The 13002-nt window shown below is 44.2% G+C and carries 8 protein-coding genes and 1 pseudogene; 2 read left to right on the plus strand and 7 right to left on the minus strand.

Annotated elements, in window-relative coordinates; genetic code table 11:
- The 7 genes from B9G53_RS24945 to B9G53_RS24975 form a co-directional block, all read right to left on the minus strand.
- The coding region (locus tag B9G53_RS24945; RefSeq protein WP_141211892.1) for an alpha/beta fold hydrolase at positions 1-195 on the minus strand (195 nt) is incomplete at its 3' end.
- 32 nt (positions 196-227) lie between these two features.
- A complete protein-coding gene (locus B9G53_RS24950) occupies positions 228-779 on the minus strand; it encodes a thioredoxin domain-containing protein (RefSeq protein WP_094536137.1) in 552 nt (183 codons plus the stop codon).
- A gap of 268 nt (positions 780-1047) precedes the next feature.
- The gene (locus B9G53_RS24955) at positions 1048-1677 is read right to left on the minus strand and encodes a response regulator transcription factor (protein ID WP_094536131.1); all 630 of its coding nucleotides are present in this window, start codon (positions 1675-1677) and stop codon (positions 1048-1050) included.
- An 8-nt stretch (positions 1678-1685) separates the two neighbouring features.
- The gene (locus tag B9G53_RS24960; protein ID WP_094536132.1) at positions 1686-7661 is read right to left on the minus strand and encodes an AAA family ATPase; all 5976 of its coding nucleotides are present in this window, start codon (positions 7659-7661) and stop codon (positions 1686-1688) included.
- A gap of 262 nt (positions 7662-7923) precedes the next feature.
- The gene (locus B9G53_RS24965; protein ID WP_094536133.1) at positions 7924-8838 is read right to left on the minus strand and encodes an NAD(P)H-binding protein; all 915 of its coding nucleotides are present in this window, start codon (positions 8836-8838) and stop codon (positions 7924-7926) included.
- A gap of 138 nt (positions 8839-8976) precedes the next feature.
- The gene (locus tag B9G53_RS24970) at positions 8977-10026 is read right to left on the minus strand and encodes an aldo/keto reductase (RefSeq protein WP_094536134.1); all 1050 of its coding nucleotides are present in this window, start codon (positions 10024-10026) and stop codon (positions 8977-8979) included.
- A gap of 191 nt (positions 10027-10217) precedes the next feature.
- Complete coding sequence (locus B9G53_RS24975; RefSeq protein ID WP_094536135.1) at positions 10218-10949, minus strand: SDR family oxidoreductase; 732 nt, start codon at positions 10947-10949, stop codon at positions 10218-10220.
- A 177-nt stretch (positions 10950-11126) separates the two neighbouring features.
- Here B9G53_RS24975 and B9G53_RS24980 point away from each other — a divergent pair, with 177 nt between their 5' ends.
- Entirely contained in the window at positions 11127-12092 is a 966-nt protein-coding gene (locus B9G53_RS24980; protein WP_094536136.1) for an AraC family transcriptional regulator, read from the plus strand.
- Between the two features lie 264 nt (positions 12093-12356).
- Positions 12357-12956: pseudogene (locus tag B9G53_RS24985) on the plus strand (IS5 family transposase); the annotation flags it as partial.
- Positions 12957-13002 lie beyond the last annotated feature (46 nt).

The following is a 13002-nucleotide window of genomic DNA, read 5'->3' on the forward strand; positions in this document are numbered from 1 at the left end:
CCAAGGCTGGCTCGATCTCCCATGTCCACGACGATCATGAGCAATGCAGCGAAATCCGTGATCTGCCAAAAAGAGCATCTGAGCTTCCCAACTATCAGAATTTAGGGGCCAGCCATGACTGAAAACAACAGGCTGTCCTGCACCCCAGTCTTTGTAATAGATCTCTGTACCGTCTTTAGTCGTGATTGTACTCATACTGACTCCTGTCTATATTTGGGTTGAAAGCTTTAGTTACTTGCGGTGATCATCGCTGCTATCAACTGTTTAATATTCCAGCGATCGCAATATCGAGTTCCATTAATAAAAAGTGCTGGGGCATTTGTTACTCCACTTTGCAAACCACTTTCAATATCTTTGTTGATGCGATCAACGTGCGCTTGTTTCGATAGATCTTGCAAAAATTGGGAAATATCGAGTCCTAGATGATTGGCATACTCCACTAGATAGCCGTTTCCCAATTCTTGTGAATGAGTGAAAAGCATGTCATGCATCTGCCAAAACTGACCTTGAGCTGCCGCTGCTTCAGCAGTTTCAGCCGCATGTTGAGCGTGAACATGAATCTGGCTCTGGGGAAAATGACGGAAGATCAAGCATAAATAACTCTCTCCTAAAGAAACACTAAGCTGTCGTTGAATGACTTTAATCAGCCGATAAGCATCCGCACTTTGAGAACATTGATAGTCTCCATACATCACCAGCACTACGGCTGCCTTTAGTACGCCTTTAATGTGATCCTGACTAGAAGGTGGGATGAATAAAGAACTGTGACCATAAATCACTGACACCTCCGAGGGGAAGAATGCTCATCGCAAGCGATCTCCATACAGCCCTCTTTCTGCGATTCTGTGTAAAGCAAACTCAAATCTTGCAACTAAATTGCTATTCGTGTTTGTATGAATTCAATATAGAGAATTAATGCTCTTCTTGTCGTCCACTCAGAGTTGAGACTTTGACACGATAAAATGATTGATCAATCAGTCCATCTGAAACTGGAGGGCTAGCTCCAACTAAAGTTGGACTCTAAATTCAAACTTTAGTACAACTTGCTTACAAACTTACAATTCCGCGTTTAATGGCGACAATCACGGCTTGGGTGCGATCGCTAACTCCCAACTTACTTAAAATTCGATTGACATGAGATTTGACGGTGCTTTCACCAATATTCAAAGCAGTGCCAATATCTAGATTACTCATTCCCTGCGCCATCAAACGCAGTACATCTAGCTCACGTTCGCTCAGAACTGGATTGCTCATCCTTTGCACTAATTTTGCTCCTACTTCGGGTGGAACATACTTTTGACCGCTGTGAATTATCCTAATCGCATTGAGAAGCTCATTAGGTTTAGCATCCTTAAGCAGATAGCCTTGAGCACCTGCTTGTAAACCGCGATAGATATCCTCATCACCATCATAGGTTGTGAGTACCATAATTCGAGCAAGTTTAAATTCAGCACAAATCGCTGTAATCGCTTCAACGCCTCCAATCTGTGGCATCCGTAAATCCATTAACGTCACATCAGGTTGATGTTCTCGAAACAGCGCGATCGCCTTTTCCCCATTCTCTGCTTGGGCGATCACCGTCATTTCTGGATCGCGGTCAATGATCGTCGCCAACCCTTGCCTGACAATGGCATGATCGTCAGCAATCAACACCCGAATATTCGTTGATTGACTCATGATGATGCTCACGCTTGATTTACAATGACAATGATTTCTGTTCCTTGAGCTGGCTGACTTTGAATCGTCAGTTGAGCGCCAATGTGTTCAGCACGTTCACTCATCCCTAATAATCCAAATCCGCCAGTGACTGGGATGCCACCAACTCCAAAGCCTTGTCCATCATCTTTAATATGCAAGCTACATTGTGTAGCCTCATACACCAACTTCACCCGAATCTCGTTAGCATTCGCATATTTGATCGCATTGGTTAATGCTTCCTGTCCAATTCGGAGTAAGTTATTCTCAACCTCGGCTGGCAAAGGATAGGCTGTACCTGTAATTTCGTAAATTAGAGCGGTATCGGCAGCAGATCTCATTTGAGTCACGAGGCGATGCAAGGCACTGTCTAAATCGCCCTCCTCTAATAGCTGGGGACGAAGTGCTGTCACCGATCGTCGTGCTTCAGCTAGTCCAATTCTGGCAAGTTCATCGATTATTTCTAGATGTGCCTGAGTTGCTTCTAGATCGTCATTTAGTACTTGCGAGGCGGCTCCGAGCTGAACTAGAATGCCTGTAAAGGATTGAGCGAGGGTATCGTGAATTTCTCTTGCCATGCGGTTGCGTTCCTCTAGAATGGAGGCTTCCTCGGCGCGTTTGCGTTCACGCAGTGCAGCGTTTCGCTGTTCGCTAATATCGAGAATCACGCCCAACATTTGCACAGGCTGTCCATCTGCGTTATATATGCCTTGACCTCTGCCGACAAGCCAGCGAACGTTGCCATCTGGATAAATAACTCGATATTCGGCTTCAAAATCGGTATGAGTTGTCAAGGCTGCTGTAACAGCTTGCTCAATCCGATCGATATCCTCTGGGTGAACGCGATCGCGCCACGCCTGGTAGCTACTCTCAACCTTATCGGGGACTAGCCCTAGCAATCTAGCGTGGTTGTCGTTCCAGTCAGTTGTATTATCAACGATGTTCCAGTTCCAACTGCCGATATGGGTAAGGTCCATCGTCAGCCTGCGTTGCTCTTCACTCTGTCGCAGAGCGTTCTCAACTCGGTGGCGCTCTTCAATCTCCTGAGAAAGCCGTAAAGTTCGCTCGGTGACTTGTTGTTCTAAGGTTTGGTTGTAGTCGGCAAGCAGTTTCTCTGCTTGTTTGCGTTCGGTGATGTCTTGAAAGGCTGCGATCGCATAAGCCACGGTGCCCTGTTCGTCAAAGACTGGAGTTCCCCAAACCTCAACTGGAATTGTGGCGTTGTTTTGGTGAATTTCCACATCATCAATCCGAGTGCGTTCACCGCTCAACGCGCGAATTCCTGGCAGTTGCTCTGTTGGATATTCTCGATCTGTTCCCTCTAGATAAAGTTGATAAACTTCTGAAATTTGATTCGATGTTATGGCAGGATCGATCCCTTTGCCTAATAGCTGAGTTGCTCGTTGATTGAAGTAGTAAAGGCGACCCGTCACATCCACTACGACAATTGCCACTGGAACTGCTTCCAAGAATTGAGCCATTTTGCTTTCGCTGGCCCGTAGCTTGGCATAGAGTTTAGCATTCTTGATCGCGATCGCCGCCTGAGTCGATAATAGATGCAAAACTTGCGATCTCTCTGGTGTAAATGCTCCAGTTGCTAATTGATTTTCCAGATACAACACGCCGACGAGCTGACTTTGATTTAGTAGAGGTAAACAGAGCAGCGATTTCGGTTGGTTATGCTGAATGTATGGCTCATTGATGAAATTACCTTCACGAGTTGCATCATTTAAGATCATAGTTTCATGAGTCCGAATCACATACTGAATAATCGATTCAGGTAAGCGATTTGTCATTGGCATAGATCGCAGTACTTGCGTTGCACAGATCTGCCCGCTTTCATTGAGTTCACAAGCCGCTCCGATCGCCCATTCTCCTGAGTTTTCCAAAAGCAGATATCCCGTTTGTGCACCAGCATTTTCAATTAAAATCTGCATTAGAGAACTGAGCAGTTGCTCCAACTCAATTTCACTCGAAATTGCTTGAGCTGCTTTCATCACTGTTGCTAGATCAAGAGCAGTATTTGAGGTATTTGAGGTGGTTCCAGTCGTGGTGCGAACTGATGTAGAAACTGCGTTGGATGACTGAGGGAATAGTTGAGGATAGCGAGTTTCTAAATCTTTAACCTTTGCCATTGCTCCCCATCGTTCATAGCAATAGTGCGCTTCCTTCATATAAAGTTGGGCAACCTTTTTCAAACCTCGCGCTAGATAATGCTTGGCAGCTAATTCGTATGCTAACGCCTCTTCCTGGACATATTCGTTTTCCTTGGCTCCTTGAATCGCTTGTTCGTAAAATTTTTCTGCCTCCAGCCACTGCCCCAACACTCGAGCTTTTTCTGCCTCAACCAGATGATATTTATGCAGGAAATTCATGGGCGCGTGATCTGCCCAATGTTCCATTTTTTCCTGATTAACCGCAACTTTGGTGAGGATTTCTGCCTGAGTTTGATCGCTGCTTCGGGGATAGGTTACAAGTCTTGCCAGAGAATCATAGAGGTAGTAGAAAGGCTCAAGGGGTGCGCCTTTCAATGCGCCTAGTTGACTTTCTGCTCTAGTTGAGCTTTCAACTGCCTGAGTATATTCAGAAAATAAATAGCATAGGAAAAGTTTGAGGAAATTTATTACCAGGATTACGCCTTCAAGTTTTTCCTGCTGTGGCAGTTCATTTTCCTCATTATAGGCTTCACCAACCAGACTGGTTGGACTCTGTGAGCATCCGATCAAATTTAAGACAGACTGCTGAAGTAATCGAAGCCAGATTAGTGACATTTTCTGTTTAATTTGCCGGATTGCTTCACTGTATGTCCTCATCTCGCGTTCAATCTCCACGAGTTGCCTGCCAACAATAAAGGCTTGGAAGCAGTAAGTGTGAGCGCAATAGGAGGCATACTCTAAATCTCCGGTTTCTAACCCACTTTGATAGCCTTCTAGCAATGGCTGCGCTATTTCTCTAAGATGTTCTTTCCAGTGGATGATGAAGTCATTTACAGTCAGCAATATTCTAGCTTTAAGTGAATGGGTATCCAGTTGTGACAAAAGCCTGAGAGCAAGCTGTCCAAATTGATAACCAATCTCGATGTTTCCAACCATTCCACAAAAAACAAATCCTAAATTTGCATAGGCAAAGGAGGACACAGAAGCATTGCCATACTGAATGGACAAGTTGACCTGTTTAGATGCCAGTAGGGGCAACAGATCGGGAGCAGCAAGATATGCAGCGATCGTTATACTTGATAGAATTCGCATTGCTGCCAATTTGTCTGGCTCAGTCATTCGCGGCAAATGGAGTAAGTCTCCGATGGGTTCACCGTTAAAGAGAGATGTGATCCTATCTAGTTCAAGTTGAATTTCCGATTGACTTGTCTTCTCAGAAAAACTGATTCCCAATTGCTGCAAAACTTGAATTGCAGTATTTATTGCTTTCATCGGCTGGTTCTGCACCATATCGGTTTGAATTTTGACTTCGTAGATGTTTATAGTGTCAAGAATTGTTTTAGCTTGTTGCAGAACAATTCCTGCCCAACATTCCATCTGCTCAAACTCACCACACAAAAATGCAACTTCTGTGGTTTCTGTGTATACCGCCAGGGTCATATCATAGTTCGTTTTCCAGCTAGAAGCTGTTAGCCATACCATACTTGTGTTTAAATAGTTTTTCGCCACGCTATAGGCGATCGCAGCTTTTGCTTTCTGACCTGCGATTAAATTTAATCGAGCAATTTCATCTCGTTCCGATTCATCGGTAACAAGCTCAATTCCATGATTGAAATGATCGACAATTTCAAACAATCGGTTTGATAGTCTCTCTGGCAAAGTTTTCTTGAGTAAATTGCGTCCAATTTGAAGATGAACTACTTGTTTCTGCACCTCATCCATTAAGGCATAGGCAGCTTGCTGTACGCGATCGTGTAAGAACTTATACTCTTGAACTAACAAATCTTCATCTAATTCAGATAGAGGTTGAATTAATCCAGCTTGGATCGCTGCCAATAAATCTAGAGAAACTGCCTTAGGAAATTGATTGCAAACAATTGCTAACGTCTCTAAATCAAATTCAGCCCCAACACAAGCGGCTAATCGGAGAATTTTTTGTGTCGCCTCTGGCAATTTCTTTAACTGACCCAGCATCAACTCAACAACATTATCGGTAATGCTTTGAGCTTGAATCTGAGCAATGTTCCAATGCCAGCTTAAATGATCCGCGTCAAAGATCAACAGATTCTCGTTGTAGAGCAATCTTAAAAATTCACCAACAAAGAAAGGATTGCCATCAGTTTTACGCAATACTAGGTCAGCCAAGGAAGCAACCGTATCCACACTTTGATGCAGCGTCTCGGCAATCAACTGACTCAATGGCTCAAGTGCTAAGGGTGATAGGACAATCTCTTGAAGTATTGCCCCTTGTTTCCGCAGTTCTGAGAGCGTTAAGCTCAGTGGATGCGTGGGAGTCACTTCATTATCTCGATAGGCTCCAATCAAAAATAGAGATTGCGTTTGCTCATCCAGCAGCATCAGTTCGATTAACTTCAGGGTGGCGGAGTCAATCCACTGCAAATCATCTAAGAAGATCGTAAGGGGATGTGACTCTGAGCAGAATACCCGCACAAACTGCTGAAAGATTCGATTAAAGCGATTTTGAGCTTCCGTAGCTCCAATTTCTGGTATAGGGATTTGCTTGCCAATAATGAGTTCTACTTCGGGAATCACATCAACGATCAGTTGTCCGTTGCTGCCTAATGCTGCGAGCAAGCGCGATCGCCACATTTTCACTCGGTCGTCTGGCTCACTGAGTAGTTGTTGCACCAATTTTTGTAGAGCATCAGTGATCGCACTGTAGGGAATATTGCGCTGGAATTGATCGAACTTCCCAGAGATAAAATAGCCACGCTTTGCCGTGATCGGTTTATAGAGTTCCTGCACTAAAGCTGATTTACCTACCCCAGCGTAGCCAGAGACCAACATCATTTCGACTTTAAATCTTGCTTCTGAATTATCCTCTGGAGACGCTACGCGATCAAAAGTCTCTAGTAACAGTGCAGCTTCTCGATCTCGCCCATAGAGTTTTTGGGGAATTTGAAAGCGATCACAAACGTCTTGAAGCCCTAATTGAATGCCATCAATTTGTTCTGTTTTTGTGAGTTGATTAGCACAGCATTCTAAATCGGCTTTGATGCCCCAAGCACTCTGATAGCGATCCTCCGCATTTTTTGCCATCAGTTTTAGAATGAGATCGGAAATGGGTTTGGGAATTGCTATATTCATTTCGCGAGGCGGCACAGGCTGCTTGGCAATATGACAATGGACTAGCTCCAGCATATCTGTTGCGGGGAATGGTAGGTGTCCAGTGAGAAGTTCGTAAAACGTTACACCAAGAGAGTAAAAATCGGTGCGGTAATCGAGCGATCGGTTCATTCGTCCTGTTTGTTCTGGAGATAGGTAGGCAAGTGTCCCTTCTAAAACATGAGGGCTTTTGAAAGTCGGATTCGTGTGGCTAAATTGGGTGGCGATCCCGAAGTCGATAATTTTGACAACGCCAGTCTCTAGATTCAGGACAATATTTCCAGGATTAATGTCCTTATGAATCACTTGTGCTGCATGAATTCCACCCAGAATATCAGTGAGTTTTATGGCAAGACGGAGAAAAGTGGATACGGGCATGGGGCAAAAGTCTGAACGTTGCCGCATCCATTGCTCCAGAGATTTTCCACCAAAGTCTTCTAAAAGAATGACGAGCGTGCGTTGATAGTCCTGTTGGCTGTATGCTTTGACGACTCCTTCTAGATTGAGGGATCTGGTAATTTCATATTCCTGCCTGTAGCAAATCAGTTCTTGGAGAGAGGGATAATCTTGCTTGAGCATTTTTATGATGATCGCGCTTCCATCATCTCTGATGCCGCGATACACCAAAGAATTAGAACTTTCGTATATCTTGTCTTGGATGGCAATTCCAGATAGGACAATCATAGAGCTTCTTTAGATGAGTGTTATAAGACATATGACCAAATTATATGTTGCCATTTGTCATGGCTTACTCACAATCAAAACATAGCTCTACAAAACAATCATACACGGATGGTGTCTCACATTTTTTGAATCAAGGGATTTGATAAAAACGGGAAACCCAGATATGTATTTTTTCATGACCTACTCTCTTCCCACTAATTATTTAATGGGAAGAGAATATGATTGTTTTTTTTAACAAATGTGAGATGCGACCCATTTTTATTTAATGTGATTCATCGGGTGTGGCAGCGATCGCAACAGCAAATTCTTTTGCAAACTCTGTCAGTTTCACTTTGCCCATGACCGCTGGCTTATTAAGGTAATAATCTTCTGCTAATAAACCGCTATGAAGACTGGCATACATCTCAACTAAACCTTCTGCAATTTGTGGATTCATCCCAGCGGTTTCTAAACCACTCAGCATTTGTTCGTTGGGAATAATTATCCATTTCAGATTGGGCTTGCCAATTGCCACACCTAGAATGCTTGCAGTTTCTTTACCTGTAAGCTCCTCACTTGCAACGTATCGCACTTTTCTACCCACAAACGGTGTAACAATTTCTTCAGCGATCGCATCAGCAATATCTGTAGGAGAAACCCAAGGTATCTTGTGGTCTGCACCATAGTTAGCGGCGATAAAGCCTTCTGCTTTTATCATCTCCATATAACCAAATAAATTGTAGTAGAAAGAAGTGGGTCGCAGATGCGTAATGGCTACGTCTGGTGATAGTTCGTTCAGAATCTTCTCTACATTGTGAACACCAAGTAAAATTCCTGAGCCTTTATCTAAATGGGCACCAATGCTACTTAGGTTAACTACTCGCTGTATGCCCGATTGCTTGATTGCCTGTGCATAGTTACTGCCGAGTCTGCAATAGTACGCAATTAGGTCAAGGTTCTGATCGAAATAGTTGTTTGGTGGAACCATACAATACGCAGCATCCGCACCCGTAAAAGTGGATATTAAGAAATCAACGTCTTCTAAGGTTCCAATGGCAGCGATCGCACCCAAAGATTCAATCTCTTTTTGTTTTTCGAGCTTGCTGCTGATAACAGTAACTGTATGACCTTTTTCAACTAACTCCTTTGTCAATGGCTTGCTGATGTTTCCTAACGAACCTGTTACTATCGCTTTCATAAATAATCCTCTCTCATTTATTGTGTTGTGTTTAGTTTCTTGAGACGGCGTTGATTATGCTGCGCCCACAGCCTGAAAAATCGCTCTATTTCCAGTTATTCTAATTAAGGACAAATCTCCTTTTTTATGAAGTCGTTATTACCAGCCTTGAACGTTCGTGCCGCCGAAGATACTGCGGTTTATCTCCTGAGTAAAAATGCTGTAGGGGAATCCTAGATCGATCGCACTACTTTCATTCAATGTCTGAAGTTGTTCTCCAGTGAGGCGGATTTCTAGGGAAGACAAGTTGTCGTGCAACTGCTCCAGCTTGCTGACTCCCAATATCGGAGAGGTAATCCCATGTTGTGCCGAAACCCAAGCGAGGGCAACCTGCGCTAAGGGACGATCTATCTTTACCGCTACCATCCTCAGAGTATCGAGAACGCGCCAGTTGCGATCGGTAAACATCATATTCCCGAAAGGATTGGAGCCAATCAGCCGACCTTCACCGCTTGCCCCTGCGCCTTCGCGCTGATACTTACCCGTGAGGAAACCTGCGGCAATCGGACTCCAAGCGCAGATACCAAGACCGCATTCACGAGCGGCGGGTAGATGTTCGCGTTCGATATTACGCTCGACTAGGAAATATGCCAGTTGCATGGCGATCAGATGGGAAAGATGGTTCACTGCCGCTAGGGTAGCGGCTTTGGTGGCATACCAAGCAGGAATGTCCGAGAAACCGAAGTAGCGAATCTTGCCAGCGCTTACTAGGTCTCCAAGTGACTGCAATACCTCTTCGACTGGTGTGACCATATCCCAGACATGCATCCAGTAGAGGTCGATATAGTCGGTATTGAGACGACGCAGCGATTGTTCCAGCGCACGGTGGATGTTCTTACGACCATTACCACCAGTATTTGGATTGCTAGGTTCGCCGCCGTGAAAACCGCACTTGGTAGCCAGCACAAGGCGATCGCGCAAATTGCGATCGGCAATATAGCCACCAATTAGTTCTTCGCTGCGACCGTTTGCATACACGTCGGCGGTATCGATGAAGTTCCCACCCGCCTCAACGTAAGTGTGGAAGATGGATTCAGAAACCTCATCGGGCGAACCCCATCGCTGAGTGCCGAAGGTCATAGTGCCAAGGGCAAGTGGACTCACAATTAGTCCAGATCGACCGAGGGTACGGTAGGTATTGAGGCTCATTTAGGTTCTTTCCTGACTAAAGTAATACCAAAACACAAAATGGCTACGCCATTTTGTGTTTTGAAAACCCTTACTGGGTTTGGTTTTTAATTCACAAAAGTGTTGTCACACTTTCGTGAATTGGTATAAGATCGCTGGAAGTGGCATAGCCTGTATCTTGAACAATCTTGAGATAGAACATCGCGATCTCCTTAATAAGGACTTGCGGTTGGTCTAACGATCATTTCACTGACATCCACATCATCAGGTTGGGAGATAGCAAACAGAATCGAGCGTGCGATCGCTTCAGCAGGAATGCAGAGTTTGCGAAATTCTTGCATTCCTTTTCTAGCAGATTCATCGCTGATGGTGTTGGCTAATTCAGATTCCGTAACTCCAGGGGAAATCACCGTCACCCGAATATCGCCACCAACTTCTTGTCTCAAGCCTTCAGAGATTGCGCCAACCGCAAATTTAGTCGCACAATAAACTGCAGCAGATGGAGACACATGATGTCCGCCGATCGAAGAAAGATTAATAATCTGACCACTTTTTTGAGCTTTCATGACTGGTAGTACCGACGCAATGCCGTACAAAACGCCTTTGATGTTCACATCAATCATTCGATCCCATTCTTCCACCTTGAGTTGATCGAGAGTGGAAAGTGGCATCACTCCAGCATTATTAATCATGACATCGACGCGACCAAACTTATCTTTCGCAAGTTGTGCGATCGCTTCTAGTTGCTTTCGTTCTGTCACATCAAGCGCATGATATTCAGCGATTCCACCTTCGGCATTGATTTCTTTGGCGATCGCTTCTAGGCGGTTAATCCGACGCGCACCTAGAATCACTTTTGCGCCATTTTTTGCAAGCAATCTAGCAGTCGCTTCACCAATTCCGCTACTTGCCCCAGTGATAATTACAACTTTATCTTTGATCATAACTCTATCCTTTTGCGGGTTTGTTTGGATGTCCTTACGATATGAGTAATGCCCAAAATTTTAAATACATAGAACTCGCCCTTTATTGCCTAATCCTCCAACTGAATATTCTACGAATAAGGATGAATGCTCTATAATGCTTATGAGAGCATGATTAAATTTAGTTAAGCAAGCATTATGGCGATCGCAATTAATCAGGAGATTAACCAAGAACTAAATCAAGATAGATCGGTACAGATCCCGCAAGCGATCGCAATTCAATATCAAGAACTGGCGGCATTAGTGAACCATCTCACTGACGGAAAAGGAGATGGCTTTCATAAAACTGCGATCCCAGAACTAGAATTTCAGCGAGTAACATCGTCTCCTTCAGTACTCTGTGGAGTTGCCGAGCCAATTTTTGCCATTCTGCTTCAGGGCAAAAAAGAAGCTTTGCTGGGGGAAGAAACCTATCGTTATGGTGCGGGTCAATACCTTGTGGTTTCGGTTGATTTGCCAATAAGTGGATTTGTGGCAGAGGCTACTCCAGAAAAGCCCTATTTAGGATTTAAGCTGAATTTAGATACACTCCAGCTTTGTGATATTATCACTTCCCAAACCAGTCTAAATACAAGCAAAAAAGAGAAATCGTTGAGAGGCTTATTTGTGAGCACTGCTGATGCTCCACTACTCGACTGCGCGCTGCGATTGACAAAGCTTTTGGATACGCCTCAAGATATTCCCATGTTGGCTCCGATGATTATCCGCGAAATCTATTATCGGCTTTTGATGGGCGAACAAGGCGAGTCTGTGCGCCAGATTGCTACGTCGGGTAGCAATATGCAGCGCATCGCTGAAGTTATCCAATTGCTTAAGACTGATTTTGCTCAACCGATGCGAGTTGAGAATCTTGCCGATCGGGTCAGTATGTCTCCTTCATCTTTCCATTATCATTTCAAAGAAGTTACATCCATGAGTCCCCTTCAATATCAAAAGCAACTAAGACTATTGGAAGCACGTCGCCTCATGCTTGCCGAAAACTCCGATGCGGCAAATGCTGCTTATCAAGTAGGTTACGAGAGTCCATCACAATTTAGCCGCGAGTATTCTCGTATGTTCGGTGCGCCACCAATAAAGGACATTGAACGTTTGCGAACTGTTTGAGCGAATTTTCTTGCTTTGAAGTTATTTGCGATCAAGCTGAAAAGATAGGGTATAGCTACAGGGTACGATGTGCGGTTCGTTTCTGAGAAACTAGTCCAAAAAGAATAGGACATCAGAGCCTTTACACCGCCTTGGGTTAGACACACATAAAGAAAGTGAACTCCTTAAATAAGAGTTAGCAGGTAGAGTTGGTAAGATGTAACCGAAAATCCAACAGGTAAGGACTGTTAGACAACTGGGTACGATTTGCTCTATTAATTTTATTCAGCCCACATTCCATTACGAGCGGAATGTGGGATAAAAGTCTACGGTGAAGGGGAATGGAAAACTCGGCAGCATGGGATTAGTAAGAGACGGACATGGCGCAAACTACATATAGGAGGCGATGAATCAACGGGAGAAATTCTGGCTGCGGTCGTCACCATGAATGATTGCCATGATGGTGAAGTACTGGCCGATATTCTCGAAGGGATTGATGCTGAAATCGCTCAAGTTTCCGCAGATGGAGCTTACGACCATCGTCATTGTTATGATGAGATTACTCAACATGGCGCTAAAGCGGTGATTCCTCCTCGCAAAGATGCCAAAATCTGGGAGCATGGCAATACTAATGCGCCACCCCATCCCCGTGACCAAAACCTACGATATATCCGTAAACATGGGCGCAAAAAATGGAAACGTGACTCAGGTTATCATCGACGTTCTTTAGCAGAAACCACGATGTTTCGTTTCAAAAAGATATTTGGTGGTACTTTATGTTCTCGTAAATTTGACAATCAGGCGGTCGAGTTGTTCATCAAATGTGCAGCACTTAATCGCATGATTCAACTCGCTAAACCTCTCTCCTGTCCTATTACTCGTTAATTATCTATCCTAAAGCTCCTATATCTTTTGTCTTCTTTTTATTCAT

The sequence above is a fragment of the Pseudanabaena sp. SR411 genome, assembly GCF_002251945.1.
Taxonomy (GTDB): Bacteria; Cyanobacteriota; Cyanobacteriia; order Pseudanabaenales; family Pseudanabaenaceae; genus Pseudanabaena.